Source organism: Glaciimonas immobilis, from assembly GCF_011947285.1.
GTDB lineage: Bacteria > Pseudomonadota > Gammaproteobacteria > Burkholderiales > Burkholderiaceae_D > Glaciimonas > Glaciimonas immobilis.
In genome coordinates, this window is the sequence record NZ_JAAOZT010000005.1 from 124,859 (window position 1) to 144,411 (window position 19,553).

The window sequence follows — 19,553 nt, forward strand, 5'->3', positions numbered from 1 at the left end:
CGCCTTTGCTTAAGACATTTTCTGCGTCCGCAATGCCTGCTCTCTGATTGAGGATAAACTGCTTGTGGGCGTGATCACTTCAGGCGATAGTCGAATCTCAATAAGAGCGGGCAAACCGCTGGCGCACGCTTGTTCAAAAGCCGGGATAAAGTCCTCAGTCTTTTCAACTGTCGCACCCAACGCGCCGAATGAGCGAGCATATGCAGCAAAGTCCGGATTGGTCAGCGTTGTGCCATGTACCCGGCCCGGATAGGTGCGTTCCTGATGCATACGTATGGTGCCGTATATGCCATTATTGACAACGATAAAAATTACCGGCAAAGCATATTGCATTGCCGTCGCCAGCTCCTGACTGCTCATCATAAAACAACCGTCGCCTGCGAAAGCAATCACCATCCGTTCGGGATAAAGTGACTTCGCAGCAATGGCAGCGGGTACGCCGTAGCCCATCGCGCCACTGGTCGGCGCAAGCTGTGATCTGAAATACCGATAGTAATAAAACCGGTGCACCCAGGTGGCATAATTACCCGCGCCATTACAAATGATCGCATCGGACGATAAGTGTTCACGCAGATATCGCATAATCTCCCCCATTTGCACCGGCCCTGCAACTGTTGGCGGCGTGCTCCATGCCAGGTAATCCGCATGCGCAGCTTCGGCCTGCCCGCTGTGCCCTGACTGGCCCACCCACGCTAGCGGGTTGACTGGCACGAGCCGGGCGGCAACCGCAGCGAACTCGGGCATCCCCGCATTAATCATCACCTCTGCCGCGTACACGGAACCTAACTCCTCGGCACCGGCATGTACATGCACCAGATGTTGCCGCGGCGTGGGTATATCGAACAGGGTATAACCGCTGGTAGTCATTTCGCCCAGGCGAGGACCGATTGCCAGCACCACGTCAGCGTCCTTAATCCGCTGCGCTAATACAGGATTAATCCCAATACCCACATCGCCCGCATACAAAGAATGCGTATTATCAAACAAATCCTGAAAGCGAAAAGCACAGGCCGTGGGCAGCTGCCACGCTTCACTAAACCGGCGTATATCGTCATATGCTTGCTGGGTCCAGCCGCTGCCGCCAAGTATCGCAATCGGCCGTTGTGCAGCGCTGAGCAGTGCCGCCAACTGCTGCACGGCCTCCACAGTTGGTGCAGCCGCGACGCGGGTATAAGTTGGCGCTGCAAATGCCGTAGTAATCTCAACCAGCATATCTTCCGGCAATGCCAGAACGACCGGCCCCGGTCGTCCGCTCACCGCGGTTTGAAACGCACGGCTGACATATTCCGGAATACGTTTGGCATCATCGATTTGAGCCACCCATTTAGTTACCGGACCAAACATGCGCCGATAGTCGATTTCCTGAAACGCTTCACGGTCCATGCAATCGCGTGCGACTTGGCCAACAAACATAATCAATGGTGTTGAATCCTGATAAGCCGTATGCAGTCCTGTCGCCGCGTTCATCGCGCCCGGACCCCGAGTCACCATTACAATGCCCGGCTTGCCAGTGAGTTTGCCATATGCCTCGGCCATGTTCGCGGCGCCGCTTTCATGGCGGCAGATGCGCAATGCTATGCGCTCCCTGACGTCATATAAAGCATCAAGTGCATTGAGATAACTCTCTCCCGGTACACAAAACACATGGTCGACATGATGCGTCAGTAGACACTCAACTAAAATCCGCCCACCGCTTCCAGAAATAATCACTTTAGCGTTGATTGTGCTCTCCTCGTTGTGATGGGTTATTTGATCTTGTTGTTGCACCTATCGGCGCTGTGGTTCCATATCATCAGAGCGTCGAGGGACGGTCGCTTCGATTTATGTCTTCCCCGGCATGCGATAAAGTGCGTTCCTTTACCAATACCACAGCGCTTAAATGTTCCTTCAGGCTTACATTTAAATAGGTGTTGCAACCGTCATCGTTTAGCATAAAAATACAATCAAGCAGTCACAGCGTACCCGTTTGTGCGTGGAGTAGGCTTATGGTCAAAGCATGCGTCGCACTTCATTTTATTATTTTCGTCGGGAGCAAGGCCATGCGTTCCACACCTAAACTGCACAGTTTTCTTGCATTAATGCTACATCCCCCGATCACAATCGTTCTAGGAATCATGACAGCGATCTTCGTGACCTTTTTATTTTGCGTAGGCATTATTCTCTTTAACGAGACCCCTATCTTACTTTTACGCCTGTTGCAGTGGATAGGGAGAGACTGTGTTTGGTGCACTGTGACCCCCCACTAATTTTTACTTGTTTCTTTTACCTTATTTTGTACTTAATCTCAGGTTGATATTAGGTCGGTCTCACGGTAATCTCCATAAGAACAAAGCTTATATCCCTTACTCAGCCTCTACTTTTGTTTTCTGAGAGTAATATAAGAGTTAAATAAACACTTAAAGAAGCTTAAGGTGGGCTTTGAATGTCGCAAAATAACATCAACTAGCACTACCCGCGCGAATCACCGCCCCGCAATCAATACGCGCTGTTACCATACTGATATGACCTGTCAAAGAGCAAAAAGGGTGACCAAAAGCCTACGATTCAAGAGTCATTTATACCTTGATGTTTCCTACTCTGGCTTAAACGCTGATGATCTGATTGTCTTTACACTTGTAAAGGAAAATTTATGAACATGCTCAAACGTTTATTTACGCCAACACATCTCTCTATCGTCAACGATGAGCTAATTGCTGCTCGGTTGCAATTGCTATCCGCAGAGAATGATCTGGAGCATGTACAAGCGCAGGTTTCTCTGCTTAATGCGCGGATTGCAAGACTGGAAGGAAAATTAAAAACTGCAGACGCGCATAGTTCCATGATGGACGCACAATTTTACGCGACCAGACTGCGCAGCGCCATGCCGTCTGAAACCGGCAATCGTTCGCAGCAAGCCGAACACGATATTTCGGAATTGCGTCCCAAACTATCGGGAAAATGAGGTGGTGCGGTATCTCGTTATACCGCACGCATTCCAATGCGGGTTACTCTCAGTAACGCACTATTCACCGCAGTCAGGCGCGGCTAGCTAGTGTTACCGGCGGCAACGGCGCTCACAACGCGTTCAAATTAGGCTTAAAGGTCGCCGAACATGCCGCCGGGTTGCCCGCCATTTGAGCATTAAAGAGCGGCTAGCTTTGCCCGCAACGCATCCTGGACTTCTGGATCGCTTAATCCCAGGTGTCCCTTGGTTTCGATTAATTTATCACGACACCATATCGGCCAACCGAAAGCATCGTCATCAATTGCGCACCAGTTATCTGGCTTGCGCAGCTCGACATCATTCCATATCTGCATGCCCCGCGGCATAATATCGAACTCGCTTTGCAATAATTTAGGGTGATGAAAGGTGGAACCCACGACCCTCGAACGTAACGCCTCGCTCAGCTCTTGCCGGGTGGCATCAAAGCCTAGCGCACGTATCCAACTGGTCGATAATACGATTTTCACGTCAGGATATGGTTCCAGCAATTCTTCAAGGATAGGCATCCATTCAAAAAAGGAGCGCTCCGGGGTGCTGATATACATACCGCGCTTACGATTGCGAATTACCATGCCATCATGTAGCACGCCGTTATAGTCTAAATATAAAATTTTCATCAGGTATTAATTTCTCGTTTAGTAATCAGATTTCCATATTGCGTGGATCTCGATCAATTTTTTGATAATGTGCTTCGTTTTGTTTATTACGGCGTCTATGCCCGGGCCGAACCTGTTAACGGTCATTGGGAAAATTTTAGTGGCCTACCCGCTTTACAAAAAGAAGCCCTGTGCCGATTGCCATCAACAGGCCTCCAAAAATCCGATTTTGAATTTTAATGGCGCGTACATTGCGGAACAAATTTTGCATTGAACGACCGGCGAATGCATAGCCATGCATCACCACTACGTCGGCCGTCACCGTGGTCAAAGCCATCACCAGTAGTTGCCACCCTAAAGGTCGGTCCTGACTAATAAATTGCGGCAGTACGGCGACCATAAAAACAATCCCTTTTGGATTGGTGACGTTGGTGAAAAATCCGGTCGCGCAGCGGCGTCCCCACGTAGGCATCGCTGAAGCACGTGATAGCGAGCGGGCGACAGCTAATTCAGACGCGCCTGGAAACCTGATTTCGGAATCAATCTCGAGGCTCGAGCCGGTAGCCCGCCACTGCGTAAAGCCAATATAAATCAAATAGGCGGCACCAAGGAGCTTTACGATATTAAATGCTACTTCTGATGCCACCAGCAAGGAACCCACACCGGCACCTGCAATAAGTAGAATCACCACCAGACCGCATTGCAGACCGCATATCGTGGCACTGGTGCCCTTTACGCCAAAACGGATGCCGTGACTCATGGACAAAATTGCACCCGAGCCGGGCGAGACCGCAATCAGGATGGACGCAGCAATATATGTTGTCCAAAGATGAATATCCATACTAATTTCTTGAAATTAATTTTATAGTCCGCTATTTTAGCGGTGTAGGTGAAATAGGTGTCAAACATGCCGCCTCTTTTCACACCGAATGCTGATTTTCTCAAAACGACCAAGGCATTGGGTCCCCCGAAATGGCGGTAACGCCGCGCTCGATGGTCAATAGAATCAGTTAATTCGTTTTCTTAACAGATATGGGGCGTATGCCCTATATGTTTCCAGAGGAACAATGATCATGATAAAAGATCAAAGTTGGCTTACTGATGCAAGCCCTTGTTGCGCTACCGCGATGCGCAAGGCGTCTAGACGACTGACGCAATTCTATGACGATGCCCTAGCCTACTCGGGCATCAGATCAACGCAATATGCGATCCTGGCAGAACTGAATCGTCGCCCGATGTTTCCGCCAACCATGCAGGAACTCGCTGACGTGATGGTCATGGACCGCTCGGCCCTTGGCCACAATTTGCGTCCCTTGGAGCGCGATGGTCTTCTGACACTAAGACAAAGCAATAGCGATCGCCGAAGACGCCACGTTGTGCTGACCCAAAAGGGAACAGAAAAAGCGCGCGAAGCCGAGCAACTCTGGCGCACTGCGCAAAACCGGTTTGTTGCGTTATTTGGAGAACCCAATGCGGCAGAACTCCGCGCAACCTTACTTGAAATCGCCTATGACGACAGACTGTCAACGTTAAAATATTGACATAAATATAACAAATAAAAAGTATCGATATTCAATGCAGAGTCTTCGGCAGGTGGGCAAAGAATCCCACAGGCCGGGGGTTCTGCAGCAAGGTGTCTTGCTGCAGATAAAACCCAGCCGACAATTTTTAAGTTGTGCTCGTAGCCGCTTCCCGCGCACGCTTTGCTTCGCAGGTTTTTAGAGGCATCAAGCTATATGTAACAATCTGAAATCCTGTTTTGATCCGTCTTACCATCAAGCAAGTCGACCACGATACGATGGGCTTTAATTGCTGCACCGCGCCCGATATCCTACTTCATTCTTTGAAATCGATAGTTGACTTCAGGACATCAGTTCCATTGGGAAATGCGGTATTTTATCCGGCGAAGCACGCCTCATCGCGGCATAAGCCATCCGATTATGTACGCCATTGCTCGCTGCTGGTCCCGCTGCCAAAATATAGTCGTCCCCAGCGATAACTTTCCCCGTTTTAGCGTCGACAAGGACTGGATCAACGATTTCCCCGGTGAGTAAATCCGTCAGCACTACGCTCACCCCGTCGGGCGCAAATTGGCTATTCCCCCATGCCAATAGCGCGATCATCACGGGTTTGAACGCCTTGCCGCTTTTGGTCAGCATGTATTCATAACGTGGTGGTTTTTCCAGATATTGGCGCCGTTCCATTAGTCCCGCAGCCACCAACGACGTCAGGCGTCGTGTCAAGACATTCGGCGCGATAACTAAGCTTATTTGAAACTCATCAAAGCGCGTCATCCCATAAAACGCATCGCGCAGAATAAGAATACTCCACCATTCCCCAACGCGCTCCAGGCTACGCGCTATCGGGCAACTCAAGTTACTAAAACTTTTGCGTTGCATCAAATGTCTCCCTTACCGTTCATAGGCGCTAAAGCATAGACGTGTCGCTATCATAGTGCAAGTAGGATTCCCTCCCTGTTTGTGCAAAATCGTGGGAACGTATTGTCGATGCACATTGACAGATGGGGCTTCGGAGACGTAACTTTTTATTCAAAGGAACCAAAAGCCGTCTACCCGAAAAAACGTATCATTATGAAAAAAGGGTCTCCGGAGGTCTGCGTCCGGGCTTCACGCAAGGGCAGATTCCACCATTGTTTTAACGCAACAGAGGCGATCGGAAGTATTTAGGCCCCAGCTATTCAGATGATTGCTGGTGGTTTGCAACATTTCGCCCATGACTTCACTGTATTTAAATGTCAAGCCATGTGCAAAAAGTGCAAATTGGTGCGATCGTTAAGGACCGTACGACGCACGGCAATCCCGATCACGCCTCAGTATGAACGTTGCTATCCGCGATGTCTTTTAGACGATCGGGAGCTCGTCACCTTGCAGTTCCAGCAAGTGGCGCTCTATCTCAAATACATGGCGATCATCCCTGCCAAGCGATCGTAAAGCTTCAGCAAGCCCCACCAGATATTCTTTATTATGTCCGCTAGGGCCGACCGATCCGGCAATCTGACGCGCAATATCCCGTTCGGTCGCGGGCCCCAGAAAGGCAGGATTTTCTTCCGTTGCGATATATACCAGCCCCTCGGCCACGCTGCCATCTTCAAACGTCATCTCTATAGGCAAACGTAAATAACCATTCTTTTCCCGCTGGTCAAGATGCTCAAAAACGTCCGGCGTGATCAAATAAGCCATGCCTTCACATATCTCGCCCGCTTGGGCAATAAGCGTTACGACTCTGCCAGGTGCCGCCTCTGTTCCGCGATGGTCGTACGATCCCTGCCAAAAGCGTCGACTCCAATTGACAATAGATGCCGGTCGTCGATCTACAAAAGGAAAACCTGCTTTAAAAATCAGCGATCCGTAGCCAAATAGCCATACACTTGGATGATCGTCAAATTTATTCATCATTTTATTCACCGCGGTGGTATCTGCAGGCATTGGCAAACCTTTATGTTTTTCTTGCTAGCATGAAGATGCAGGAAAGTGCATTTCCAAAAGCAGATTGAGAAATTTTGCAAATAAACGCTGTATTTGCATAAGTAGATTTATTCGCAATATTACCGGCTTCTTTGATGAATTGCTTGCGATAATGTATTGGAAGCAGCAAATTCTGACGATTTTATCGCGACCATGATGTGAGCAAATCCAGTATGTACATTATCCATTTGGTGCGAGGCTATAATTCGGGGACCGTAATCATGTCTCCGACCTTATTGTGAATGCGCCGTTCAATGCAACTTTATCCTGCCTCATCACCATTGCAACAGTTTGCACCGTGCTCGCTCCTCAATCGCACGCTATGGATTAAACGGGATGACCTGCTGCATCCCAGCATTTCCGGAAATAAATTTCGCAAACTTAAATTTGCGTTGATGGCGCTAAAAGAAACGCAAGCGCAAAACCTGCAAAAGGTTACGCTGACCACCATGGGCGGCCCTTGGTCGAATCATTTGCACGCGCTGGCGCATGCTGGTGCAATAGAAGGATGGCCAACGCGCGGACTGGTGCGCGGAACCGAAAATATTCACACAGCAATGCTGGACGATTGTCGCAGCCTTGGCATGGAAATACAATTTGTGTCGCGCGAAGACTATCGCACTCTGCGCGAGGTGTCTGGCGCCTGGCGCCGTCATGTGCCTGGCGCGGATGATAATTCGGTCTGGTTTCCCGAAGGTGGCAGCACCCCGGATGCATTACGCGGCGTGGCAGAGATTATTGAGGAACTCCCGTTTATTCCCGAAATCATGATGGTCGCGTGCGGTACCGGCGCAACCATGGCAGGTCTTCTGGCGGGATTAGGCGGTCGCGGACACGTGATCGGCATTGCCGTCCTCAAAAATGCCGATTACTTACATAAAGAGATCGCAATATTGCTACAACAATCAGGACACCCATCCTATACAAATTACGACCTCATCACGGATGCGCATCATGGCGGATACGGAAAAGCGCCACCAGAATTGAGACAATTCTGCCGGGATTTTTCGATAGAGATGGGCGTTCCGATAGAACCCGTCTACACCGGAAAATTATTCTATGCATTGAAAAAGATGATCGATGCCAGCGCATTTCGGAAAGAAGAACGGATCGTCGTGGTCCATACCGGAGGACTCCAGGGAGCACGTGGATTTATTGGCTGAACAGGAGGCTGAGAACCGGTGTTATGCACTATGATTTACTGTGGACCAAGCGCTGACGACCAAAAAAGAATTTTCTCGATCCCTACGCCACGTCAGAACCATTATTATGGCTCCCCTCCCCCGAGCAAATGGGGCTGCAAACCAAACGTTGGGACCGCACTCGACTTCCACCTCACGCACTAACCTGCGGATCATTTTTACTAAATCCCGTAATCCCAATCGAACTAACAATAATACACAGCACCGCTATCCCTTGTGACAAGGTCAGGCCTTCCTTCAGGAACAAATAACCGGACACCGCCCCCAACGCTGGCTCAAGACTCATCAACGTACTAAACGTTTTTGAAGGCAATCTGGTCAAAGCGATCATCTCAAAACTGTATGGCAAAGTAGAGGAAAACAGCGCCACCAGCAACGCAACGGGCAAAATCGATAATGAAAATAACGCCGTTCCGGCGTGGATTAGTCCAATCGGAAAAATAAACATCGCGGCAACCAGAGCACCCAACGGCACACTCATGCGCCCATTTGCATCGCCCGCCTTCTTGCCCACGACAATATAGACCGCCCAACAGGCACCCGCAAATAGCGCCAGCAATACCCCAGTAGTGTCCATGCCACCTGATATCTGGCCAAATGGAAGTAATAAATACAAACCGAAAACAGCTAATCCTAACCATCCTGCATCGCTCAGGCGGCGCGAGTAAAAAATAGCCACGGCTAAAGGCCCGGTGAACTCTATGGCAACCGCCGGCCCCAGCGGAATCGTTCTAAGGGCCATGTAAAACGCCAGATTCATGCTACCCAGCGCAACGCCGTAAATGAATATGGGGCGCCATACAATCTGATTGAGCGGCATCCGCCACGGACGAAAAATTAAACATAAAAAAATCGCCGAGAACCCAATTCTCAGCGCGGTAACGCCTTCCGCCCCGATGCCCGCGAACAAGCCCTTAGCCAGTGCGGCACCGCCTTGGAGGGATGACATTGCGACTAACAGACAAATGACGGAGACGGCTTTTCCGTGGGCTTTAGGGGTAGTGGAAACGGCGACTTCTTGAGGTTGCTGCATGCATTGTCTTTTTTTGTGATGAACCGGGAAACACGATTATCCCGGTAAGAGAACTGTTCAACAAAGTAAACTAATGAAGTAAATTATTTGCGCCCGGGTCATTTCAACGGTCGGCTGGCCTAGCAATGAGAAATGTAGCTATCTGAAATACACGAGTAATTTTACGAGAAAAAAAAGACGAACTAAGGTTCGCCATTTTTTAAACACACCTAAAGATAATTATTTTTTCTTTTTTGCGCCATTGACGGCGTCTTTAAATGCTTTACCCGCGGTAAATTTAACGGTAGTGGCTGCCTTGATTTTGATCGCCTCGCCAGTACGTGGATTACGACCGGTGCGAGCCGCACGCTTGCCGCTGCCAAATGTACCGAAACCGATCAATTGAACAGAATCGCCTTTCTTGACAGCTTTGATAACGTTAGCTATCAAAGAGTCGACGGCACGTTTAGCAGCCGCCTTTGATAATTCACAATCTGTAGCAATACCTTCAATTAATTCATTTTTATTCATTTGAGGACTCACTCTATAGGTTGATATAACAAAAATTCTAGCACTTCATTGCTAAAAAGAAAATCAATGTCTTTCAGGAAGGAAAAATAGATTGAAATTGGCACTATTTAACTTAAATCCTGACAGGGAACGCCAGTGTCGCTCCGTAAAATGCTTTGGTAAGGGATAATAATGCACATATTAACGCATGCGCAATGACTTCATCAATGCCTTGCCACCAGATTTACGTCACTCTCACACGACGCAACACGCGACATAACACACACCATAATCATGCCAAAAAATAAGCGACCAGCGCCGAGAAAATCGGGACCTTCGGACGAGGAAATTCAAGATGCACAGGTGCAACAACTGTGCGATCTTTCCATCGGTCTGGCGGAGCAGGAAGTCAACGTCATTACTACAGATAACCAAGCACCCGGAGATTTACTTAAAGAGCAGGAACGTGAAATCTATAAGATTATCAAAAAAAGCCTGCAGCAAAAGAAAGATGATGTCCTGTACGAGTCTCTGGACCGGTTAAAACACGCGGACACCGCGGTCTATCAACTGCTCAAAGCGCGTATAGAAGAAGCCGCTGAAGTAGTGCTGGTGCGTCGCGATGAGGGCATTACGGTTGAAATTAATGCCTTCCTGATCCCGCTATTTGTGCGAACTCTTGGTGGCCTTGACAGGGCACAGGCTTTTCAGGATCAGAACGCGTTCGATCTGCTCACCCAAAGTTTGCAAAAGGCGCAACTGGAAAGCCCCGACGCTTCGGTGGTTCTGGTCAGCTACGCTTATCATCTGGATGAAATCGATAGCATTACTTACAGTCATCTGAATGCCATGATCCGTGATGCGTTTGCGTCCATGACCGATAAAAAGGTTGCGGCAACGCCTGCTATCGAAGATAGCTTTACTGGCTGGCCTGAAAGTAAATTCGGGCCGGATGATATGGCGGTGGAACTGCGATTTTTGCTCGGATTTACGTTGAAGAGCGCCGATGACGCGTTCTATCATGTGCCTGAGGACGATGCTGCGATAGACGCCTATTTTGAGGTGCGTGAGAAGCGCTTTCAAAGCTGGACCGAGCAGGCTGCCCCACTGGTACGACAATGCCTGGTGACGGATGGTCGTAAAATGGATGTAAATTCCGACATCAACTTTCTCTACCAAGACCTGTTCCATGGCGGCAAAGAGCGCGGTATCGCAGAATACTTCATGTTACAAATGATGTCCGAATTAAATCATGGTCTGTCCCAGCACGAGCTCGCTGCAGAAAGCACGATAGCGATCATCGGACCGGCTGAAGCAGGCGGCGACGTGGTATTACGGGTCAACCTGTACAAAGAGTCGGACGGCAGTCTGGTCGCTACCTCGGAAAAGCCGTCCGCAGTGACGCGCGATCTCGATCTTGAAATCGATGATACCTACGACGCCCTGATGACAATCGGCGTCAAATCATTGGCTATCGCACTTAAGTTTGATGTTTACGGACAGGCCGTAGACGTTCAGGCCTACGCGCAACAAGTGCGGGAAGACTAAAAGCGGGCGCGTAAAACGGTTAACAAAGCTGCATAAAGCGATACCAAGAAGTATCTTCCTAAGCACTAGTTGTGCTTAGGTATGCATTACTTTTTGCTCGGCGATTATTGACTGCCGCTCGGCTTAGCAGTATCAGGTGGCTGGATGACAATCGGTGGCCCGACTTCCGTCATCACGCTTTCTCTTAAAATCCCACCCGACCTTGCGCTCCCGTCCACCACCCCACCCGGTTGCATACGGCTGATACAATCCGGGCGATCCTTTTCAGGCAGTACATTACAACGCTCCAAACGATTTTTATCGTATTGTGATGGCGTGTCAGCTAATTGTCCTTGCTTTGCCGCTTGTAGCGCAGCGCCCGCTTCGCGCAAACAAGTCGCTCGGTTCTGGTTTGAGGAACCGTTCGTACAGGCCGTGCGCTGTCTTTGATAGGCCGCATCAGCGTCCGGGTTATTCCCCGCCGCATGAATCGCGCTTGCAAAAAATACAGTACTGAATGCAGCGAGCGCTAACAACCAGCGCACAAACTGCCTGTGGGTAATTGCTTGAGAAACTGGATATGAATTCTGGACCGGATATTGAAGGGATAGCATAACAACCTCCTTATGGCAGCAGCTCACTATGCTATTGAGCAGCGAGCCGCTACAGATGGGTGATGTCAATTACCTGATTTGACAGCGCGGAAAATACGTTTAAACGATTTTCTGATCGAACTAAAATAATCTGCTTCCCAAGTGATCAAAATCGCTTCAGTATATTTTGGTGAACAATTGGCAAACAATATCATCAGATACAGCAGCGATCCACATTAGATGATACCAACGATCGCGGTCGACTGCTCGATCAGGGGGATTACAAATACCCGTCCGACTGAGCAATCGCTTTTTTACGCTGGTTAATTTGCAGGTAAAACTTTCCCTGCAGGCTGTTTTTTTGCGGCAAGCGCCTGATGATCTTCTGCCATGAACAGATACATCGCCGGGACGATAAACAACGTGAACAATGTGCCGATTGATAGCCCGGTAAATATCACCAACCCCATCGCATGACGTCCCGCTGCACCTGCACCGGATGCAATCACCAATGGCAGCACGCCAAATACCATCGCGGCTGTGGTCATCAAGATCGGACGCAAACGCACCGCGGCAGCTTCTTCAATTGCACGGCGTTTGCTGATGCCGGATTTTTGCAATTGATTCGCAACCTCCACAATCAGGATGCCGTGCTTGCTGATCAAGCCCATCAAGGTAACTAGTCCTACCTCCGTGTAGATGTTGATAGAGGCAAACCCCAGAAAGATAAACATCGTCGCGCCGAACAAGGCCAACGGCACCGATACGAGAATCACGATCGGGTCCCTGAAACTTTCAAACAATGCCGCCAACGCCAAAAATACGATGATCACCGCAAATAGCATTGTCACCACAAATCCGCCAGATTCCTGCATAAACTGGCGCGACTGCCCCGAATAGTCGACCGTATATCCAGTGGGCGCCACCTCTGCAACAGCGCTACGCATAAAATCCAGCACATCGCCCTGCGACGAGCCAGACACGCCCGACAAGGTCACCGAATTGAGCTGCTGAAAACGGCTGATCGACTCTGGCACCACGTCATACTTAATGTGTGCCACAGTGCTGGCGGGGATCATGCTGCCACTCGGCGTCTTGATATAAAAATCCAGCACCTCAGAAGGATTTAAACGATCAGTCTGCAACACCTGTGGGATGACCTTATACGAGCGACCCGCAATCGAAAAATAATTGACATAGCCACCGCCCAATGCCGCACCTAACGCTGCACCAACATCCTGCTGCGTCATGCCAAGTGCCGCAATTTTGTCGCGATCTACCACCACCGTCGCCTGGGGCTTATCGATCTTAAGATCGGTATCGATAAAATAAAACTTACCGGAAGCACGTGCCTTATCCAATACCTGTTGCGCGATTGTATTCAGATTTTCGAAAGGTTCAGTGGTGGTAATAACGAACTGCACCGGCAATCCAGATGAACCGGGCAATGCAGGAAACTGAAACGCCGCAACCCTTGCACCCGCGATTTTGTTCCATTGCGCCTGCAAATCCCGCTGTACTTCTTTAGCGCTACGGGTTCGATCTTCCCAAGACTTCAGTAGTACTCCACCGAAACCTGCATTGACAGTCGGCACGCCGGTGATCTGAAACATCTGGCTATACTCGGCCATTCCATTTGCTACCTTGTAGACTTGATTGGCGTAGGTTTGCATTTGATCGGAAGTGGCCGTCGGAGCGCCGACTACCTGAGACAGGACGATGCCCTGGTCCTCCTCCGGCGCTAATTCCGATTGCGACATCTTGAACATCAAACCTAGCACCAGCATCAATATTACCGCCAGCACGATCAACACCAGCCAGGTATCAAGCAGTGAATGCAGCGTGCGCTGGTAGGCATGATGCACCTTCTCAAAAACCCGATCAATTACCTTAACAAAGCGTCCGGTATCTTGCTCGGGCCGGAAAAATCGCGAGCACATCATCGGTGACAACGTTAGCGCCACTATCCCCGATACCGCGACCGCACCGGCCAGCGTGAATGCAAACTCGGTGAATAACGCCCCGGTCAATCCGCCCTGAAAACCGATCGGGATATACACCGCGATCAACACGACGGTCATTGCCAAAATAGGGCTTCCAAGCTCACGCGCGCCCAACAGCGATGCCTCCATCGGCGTTTTGCCTTCCTTCATATGGCGGTCAACGTTTTCCACCACAATAATGGCGTCATCCACCACCAACCCGATGGCAAGAACGATCGCTAGCAGTGTCAGCAGATTGATCGAATATCCCAACGCCAGCATGACGGCAAACGTTCCGATGAGTGACAACGGCATTGCAATGACCGGCACCAGCACCGCACGAAAACTGCCAAGGAACAGGAAAATCACAATCGTGACAATTAACAATGCCTCCACCAGTGTTTTGATCACTTCCTTGATCGAGGTGTTAATGAATGCGGTCGAGTCATACACAATTTCGCCCTTCAGACCCGCCGGCAACTGGGCTTGAATTCCGGGAAAACTTGCACGGACCCGTTTTGCCACGTCCAGAATATTGGCATCCGGCGCAACTTTGATACCAATAAATACCGACCGCACGCCACCAAAGGCGACGTTAAAATCATAGTTTTCCGACCCCAAAGAAACGGTCGCCAGATCCTCCAGCCGAACGACCGAGTCGCCGCTGTTCTTAATGACCAGTTTTTTAAATTCTTCTACGGAGTGCAAATCGGTACCGGCAGTCAATGGAATCGTCACCATCTGACCTTTGCTGGCCCCTAACGCTGCCAGATAATTATTGTTCTTCAACGCCCCAGTGACCTCAGCAGCAGTGACGCCATAGGCCGCCATTTTTGCTGAGTCCAGCCATGCCCGCAGGGCGAACAACCGCGCGCCCAAAAGTTCCGCCGTCTGCACCCCATTGACGGAATCCAATTTAGGCTTGACCACCCGGCTCAAAAAATCTGTGACGTTGTTGGTTGGCAATGTATCGCTATAAAACCCTAAATACATCGCATCGGTGGTTTGCCCTGTCTGCACCGTCAGCACCGGTTGTTGCGCTTGTGCAGGCAACTGATTCTTGACTGAGCCAACCTGTGTATTAATTTCAGTTAGCGCGCGGTTGGCATCATAGTTGAGCCGCAAAGTAGCGGTGATTGTGGACACGCCGCTACTACTGGAAGACGACAGGTAGTCAATCCCCTGCGCCTGCGCAATCGCGCCCTCCAGAGGCTGGGTAATAAATCCCGCGATAGTTTGGGCATCCGCACCGTAATAAGCGGTCGAAATGGTGACCACTGCGTTCTGCGTTTTTGGATACTGATTGATGGGCAAACTAAATAGCGAGCGCAATCCCAGCACCACCAGGAGCAAGCTCACCACCACGGCCAACACAGGTCGGCGGATAAAAATATCGGTGAAGTTCATGGAGTGTCGCCTCAGTGTTCCTGCGGAGTCGGATTGGGATTATCGAGCGGCTCGACTTTATTATTGATGACTATCACGGTGTTATTTTTTAATTTAAGTTGTCCGCTGGTTACCACGCGCTGACCCTCCTTTAGCCCGGTCAGAATTGCGACCTGATCTCCGCGTGTTTCACCGGTCGTCACAAACACTTGTTGCACGACGAGGTCCCCATCCTTAGGGGCGCCCGGCGCTTCTTTGGCGGCATCTTTGGCAACGTCATTTTGGGCGGGCGGCTTTTTAAACGACGTTACAACGAAGACCGTCGAGCCGTACGGGTTGTAGGTGATGGCCGTCTGCGGCAGGGTCAAATAGGACTTTTTCCCTCCGATTTCAACCTTGACATTGGCAAACATCCCCGGCAACAGCTGCCGCTTTGCATTAGAAACAGTGGCCTCTACTTGCACATTGCGGGTAGCGGGATCCACCTTGGAACTGATGGCTGTCACTTTGCCAACAAACGCGGTATCGGCATAAGCATCGTTCGTCAAATTCAGCGTCTGCCCGGTCATCAAACCACTAAGTTGCTTCTGCGGAATAAAGAAATCGACGTAGATAGGATCAATGGTTTGCAGCGTTACTATCTTTTCGCCGGGATTCACATATTGGCCCGGATTAATCGTTGTAATACCTAATTTGCCCGCAAATGGCGCGCGAATAGTTTTTTTGGCGACCGTGGCGGATTGCTGAGCTGCCAGCGCCTGCTTGCTTTTCAGGTCCGCAAGATCGTTATCAATCTGTGCCTGGCTGATGGCCTGCACCGCAAGTTGTTGCTTATCACGGGCCAGCACCGAGGCCGCCAATTCAGCATTAGCCTCCAGCGCATGCAATTGCGCAATATCGGAATCGGCATTCAGTTGAACCAGCAATTGTCCCGCTTTGACATCCTCACCGGATTTAAAGCTAACGGTTCGCACCAACCCTGCGATTTCGGTCGATACATCGACGCCGCGCACTGCTACCATTGTGCCTACGGATGATAATTGCGGCTGCCACTCAATCGCTTTTATCGTTGCCACAGATACGCTTTGAGCGCCCGGCTTGGGTGCACTGGCGATCAATTTTCTGATGTGCAGAAAAAATCCCAGCGCTAGCAAAGCGATCAGCAAGACCACTCCTCCCAACATAATGAGCATGCGTTTAGTCATGGATGCATCCTTTTAATATTCTGAATTCAGCTTTAGCGAGGTTGGCGAGGCGGGACTGTTGGTCGCGGAAATTTCATATTTTTTTATTTAAAACAGGCACGGCAAAAAGAATAAAGCACCTAATCGGTAACTAATTGATGCCACGCTTGTGAACTAGCCTGCCAGCAGCCCTCTTCAGGAACCCGCAACCGCCAAGAAACTTCATCTAAAACAATCAATCATTTGAAGGAAGCGGTATAGGCAATGTCGTTCCAGTCGCTGCTGTTGGCAACGCAGGGCGGTTCCACCAACCGCCGCCTAACGCTTGAAATAACGCCGCACTGTCGGCATAGCGCGCTGCCTGCGCCTGCACCAATCCCACTCTGGCCTGCTGATAGGTACGCTGGGCGTCCAGCAAAGTCAGAAAGCTAATCGCGCCAAGTTTGAATTGTTGCGTGCTGAGATCAAGCGATTCCCGTGATAGCGACTCGACCTCGGCTTGCTGCTTCAAGGTCGAGGCGTCGGATTCCAGCGTGCCCAAGACATCGGCGACGTTTTGAAATGCCCTCAGCACGGTCTCCCGATAATTTGCCGCCGCCACGTCATAGCCGGCTATCGCCGCGCGTCGGCGGGCGGTCAATGCACCGCCATTAAAAATCGGTTGTGTCAATCCGGCTGCGATGCTCCATATCATCGCGCTACCATTGAACAAATTAGGAAACTGCGTGGTGACCGGGCCGTAACTGCCGGTCAAATTAACCTGAGGATATAAGTTAGCGGTCGCCACGCCGACCAAGGCGCTGGCCTGATGTAGCAGCGCTTCGCTGGCGCGAATGTCCGGTCTTTGGCGCACCAGAGCAGAAGGCAATGACACCGGCAAGTCTTCCGGCAAGCGCAATGATGCCAGATCGAATTCAGGCAAACCTGCTTCGCTCGGCAATCTGCCAGCGTAAACCGATAATTGATTACGTGTTAAAGCGAGGTTTTTTTCCAGCGCTGGTAAAGTAGCGCGGGTTTGTGCCACCGTATTACGTTGAACCAGGACAGTTGAGCGCGGGATCGCGCCGAGAGTAAATTGCTTCTCGATCACGTCGAGCTGTTGCTCTCGCGCCCTTAAAATCTCGCGCGTTGCCTGCAACTGAGCACGCAACGATGCCTCCTGAATGGCGGCGGTCACCAGATTGGAAGAAAGTGTCAGATAAGTTGCCTCGACCAGAAACTGCTGATAATCCAACGTCGCCCTGCTGCCCTCTATCTGGCGACGGTTAGCGCCGAACACATCGAGCGAGTAAGACACATTGACTGAGGCGTTATACAGGTTGAATACACCCGCCCCTGTCCCACTCACCGGACTGGCTTTTTGACGCGTTGCGCCGATCTGTCCTCTAACACTGGGCAAGAGCAGACTTCCGGTCTGCGCACGCAAGTTTTCTTGCGCCTCACGCAGTGCGGCCTGCGCTGAAGCCATGCTTGGACTACGTTGCAAGGCATCACGTATCAGTTGATCAAGCGCTGCGGACTGAAACAAACTCCACCATTGCCCGGGAATATCTTGTCCCACCGAAAATTTCTGCGCCACGCCCGCGTTTCCCGGGGACGCTTCAGTCGCCGCGGGAAGCGGCGTCGACGTGATGTCATCCCCACCGCCGGGAGCGTCTGGACTTTTGAAGTCTGGACCAACGGCGCAACCAGTGATAAGCAACGCCGCGGCAATACCCACGCAGGTAACAGCGAAGCTGCCCGCTGCACTTTTCAGATAAGTTTGCGGCGCACGCAGAACACCCCAACCAGAAGCGTTAGAATGGACAATTAAAGAAGGACTGAACTTAGGTGACTTGTTATTGCTAGTGCTCATCATTCTCATCAGACTTTAATACGTGTATCGACCAAACGCTAAAGGAGATATTTCGAATAGCTGCGTAAATACCGATCTACTTACGTTGTATATATTTTAATTAAGTTTAACGACAAAGAACAAGCCGATTTAAAAGGACATTCCAGGAACATTTCAGGCGTATTCGCGGAATATTTGCTCACCAGTTATGGTATCCAGCAGCGTCTCAAGAGGTATTTAACTATGGAGAAATTATGCGCATCAGATCACCGTATGCATTTTTTTATTTATCCTTGATATCGCCTTCAACAACACATTATGCTCATGAAGGATAAAAAAGAACTGTGTTAATGTAGCATGGATTAAAAAAATCAAACGTTTTATTTCTTGTTTTATACTTATCCATGGCAATTACGCGAAAAAAAGACAAACAAGAGATACATCAGCCTGCGACTCCAACGATGCCAGGCCTGCCAAAAACGCGGGTTGGACGCCCGCGTTCCGGTACCGAAGCAGAACGCCTTAACTTGTTACTCGACGCAGCGACAACCGTATTTTTGAACGAAGGTTACGGCTTGGCCAGCATTGCCCAGATAGCAAGGGCAGCAGGGGTTTCGACACGAACAATCTACCAGATGTTCCCCAATAAAGCGGCGCTATTGATCGCCGCCGTCAAACGGCTGGTCGTCAACGAACTAACCGTCGTCATTGAAAACGGCGTCCTGAATACCTGTACGCCAGAAACCGCCCTCACCACGTTAGGCACCATTATTGTTACCCGAGTAACTACTGCAGATGCCGTTAGTCTCTATCGTCTGGGACTTACGGAAGTTGCGCGCATTCCCGATCTGGCAGAAAAAATATGCGAAGCGGGGCCTATGCATACCGAGAAGCTGGTCGCCACCTATCTTCAGGCGCAAGTCAGTCGGGGCACATTACAAATGGCGGATCCTTTAAACGCTGCGCGATTGTTTATCGGGATGGTCACCGCCTCCCCGCTTCAGCATGCGTTGTTTAGAGGGGCGCACTTAATTCATCACGCCGAGCTAGACCAACACATCAAAAGCGCGGTAAAGTTATTTCTTTCTGGCACGCTTCCCAGAGGTAAATAATGCAAACGTGTACGACCTTTTCAACCGGTGCGGTTCGCCAGCCGGGCACACGCAATACCAATGTAATCGCAGGCATCCTTATTATTTAGTGTCACAATCGAGGAGCATTTACTAAACGTGTCGAGAATCCCAACTTCAAACCTAAAC

Annotated in this window: 16 protein-coding genes; 5 read left to right on the top strand and 11 right to left on the bottom strand. The window is 50.2% G+C overall.

The features are described from left to right. Window positions 1-9: 9 nt before the first annotated feature. A complete protein-coding gene (locus tag HAV38_RS09050) occupies window positions 10-1,722 on the bottom strand; it encodes a thiamine pyrophosphate-binding protein (RefSeq protein WP_168054718.1) in 1,713 nt (570 codons plus the stop codon). A gap of 907 nt (window positions 1,723-2,629) precedes the next feature. On the opposite strand from HAV38_RS09050, the gene HAV38_RS09055 reads away from it, so the two are divergent. Further along, window positions 2,630-2,941 (top strand): hypothetical protein, encoded by a 312-nt coding sequence (locus HAV38_RS09055; protein ID WP_168054610.1) that lies wholly within the window; start codon window positions 2,630-2,632, stop codon window positions 2,939-2,941. A gap of 179 nt (window positions 2,942-3,120) precedes the next feature. Here HAV38_RS09055 and HAV38_RS09060 read toward each other — a convergent pair whose 3' ends face one another. Next, complete coding sequence (locus HAV38_RS09060; protein WP_168054612.1) at window positions 3,121-3,600, bottom strand: HAD domain-containing protein; 480 nt, start codon at window positions 3,598-3,600, stop codon at window positions 3,121-3,123. Between the two features lie 136 nt (window positions 3,601-3,736). Continuing rightward, the gene (locus HAV38_RS09065; RefSeq protein ID WP_168054614.1) at window positions 3,737-4,420 is read right to left on the bottom strand and encodes a LysE family transporter; all 684 of its coding nucleotides are present in this window, start codon (window positions 4,418-4,420) and stop codon (window positions 3,737-3,739) included. 232 nt (window positions 4,421-4,652) lie between these two features. On the opposite strand from HAV38_RS09065, the gene HAV38_RS09070 reads away from it, so the two are divergent. Then, window positions 4,653-5,120 carry a MarR family winged helix-turn-helix transcriptional regulator gene (locus tag HAV38_RS09070; RefSeq protein ID WP_245182282.1) on the top strand — a complete coding sequence of 156 codons (468 nt, stop codon included), beginning with the start codon at window positions 4,653-4,655 and terminating at the stop codon, window positions 5,118-5,120. A gap of 321 nt (window positions 5,121-5,441) precedes the next feature. Here the strand turns inward: HAV38_RS09070 and HAV38_RS09075 are convergent, their stop codons facing one another. Together HAV38_RS09075 and HAV38_RS09080 are read right to left on the bottom strand one after the other, a co-directional pair. Then, complete coding sequence (locus HAV38_RS09075) at window positions 5,442-5,978, bottom strand: winged helix-turn-helix transcriptional regulator (RefSeq protein ID WP_168054616.1); 537 nt, start codon at window positions 5,976-5,978, stop codon at window positions 5,442-5,444. A gap of 462 nt (window positions 5,979-6,440) precedes the next feature. Continuing rightward, the gene (locus HAV38_RS09080) at window positions 6,441-7,025 is read right to left on the bottom strand and encodes a gamma-glutamylcyclotransferase (protein WP_168054618.1); all 585 of its coding nucleotides are present in this window, start codon (window positions 7,023-7,025) and stop codon (window positions 6,441-6,443) included. 293 nt (window positions 7,026-7,318) lie between these two features. On the opposite strand from HAV38_RS09080, the gene HAV38_RS09085 reads away from it, so the two are divergent. Continuing rightward, the gene (locus HAV38_RS09085) at window positions 7,319-8,227 is read left to right on the top strand and encodes a 1-aminocyclopropane-1-carboxylate deaminase/D-cysteine desulfhydrase (protein ID WP_168054620.1); all 909 of its coding nucleotides are present in this window, start codon (window positions 7,319-7,321) and stop codon (window positions 8,225-8,227) included. A 172-nt stretch (window positions 8,228-8,399) separates the two neighbouring features. Here HAV38_RS09085 and HAV38_RS09090 read toward each other — a convergent pair whose 3' ends face one another. Together HAV38_RS09090 and HAV38_RS09095 are read right to left on the bottom strand one after the other, a co-directional pair. After that, entirely contained in the window at window positions 8,400-9,215 is an 816-nt protein-coding gene (locus HAV38_RS09090) for an EamA family transporter (protein WP_209216693.1), read from the bottom strand. Between the two features lie 303 nt (window positions 9,216-9,518). After that, window positions 9,519-9,809, bottom strand: a complete 291-nt coding sequence (locus HAV38_RS09095) for an HU family DNA-binding protein (protein WP_168054624.1) — start codon at window positions 9,807-9,809, stop codon at window positions 9,519-9,521. A gap of 273 nt (window positions 9,810-10,082) precedes the next feature. Between HAV38_RS09095 and HAV38_RS09100 the strand changes: the two genes are divergently transcribed. Continuing rightward, the gene (locus tag HAV38_RS09100; RefSeq protein WP_168054626.1) at window positions 10,083-11,336 is read left to right on the top strand and encodes a DUF2863 family protein; all 1,254 of its coding nucleotides are present in this window, start codon (window positions 10,083-10,085) and stop codon (window positions 11,334-11,336) included. 104 nt (window positions 11,337-11,440) lie between these two features. On the opposite strand, the gene HAV38_RS09105 is transcribed toward HAV38_RS09100, so the two are convergent. The 4 genes from HAV38_RS09105 to HAV38_RS09120 all read right to left on the bottom strand — a co-directional run bounded on the left by HAV38_RS09105 (window position 11,441) and on the right by HAV38_RS09120 (window position 18,318). Further along, window positions 11,441-11,929, bottom strand: coding sequence for a hypothetical protein (locus tag HAV38_RS09105; RefSeq protein WP_168054628.1), 489 nt, complete (start codon window positions 11,927-11,929; stop codon window positions 11,441-11,443). A gap of 302 nt (window positions 11,930-12,231) precedes the next feature. Next, window positions 12,232-15,297: an efflux RND transporter permease subunit gene (locus HAV38_RS09110; RefSeq protein ID WP_168054630.1), complete on the bottom strand. Its 3,066-nt coding sequence runs from the start codon at window positions 15,295-15,297 to the stop codon at window positions 12,232-12,234. An 11-nt stretch (window positions 15,298-15,308) separates the two neighbouring features. Then, the gene (locus HAV38_RS09115; RefSeq protein ID WP_168054632.1) at window positions 15,309-16,481 is read right to left on the bottom strand and encodes an efflux RND transporter periplasmic adaptor subunit; all 1,173 of its coding nucleotides are present in this window, start codon (window positions 16,479-16,481) and stop codon (window positions 15,309-15,311) included. Window positions 16,482-16,695: 214 nt separating this feature from the next. Continuing rightward, the gene (locus tag HAV38_RS09120; RefSeq protein WP_245182283.1) at window positions 16,696-18,318 is read right to left on the bottom strand and encodes an efflux transporter outer membrane subunit; all 1,623 of its coding nucleotides are present in this window, start codon (window positions 18,316-18,318) and stop codon (window positions 16,696-16,698) included. Window positions 18,319-18,698: 380 nt separating this feature from the next. Between HAV38_RS09120 and HAV38_RS09125 the strand changes: the two genes are divergently transcribed. After that, complete coding sequence (locus HAV38_RS09125; protein ID WP_168054634.1) at window positions 18,699-19,406, top strand: TetR/AcrR family transcriptional regulator; 708 nt, start codon at window positions 18,699-18,701, stop codon at window positions 19,404-19,406. The last annotated feature ends 147 nt before the right edge of the window (window positions 19,407-19,553 follow it).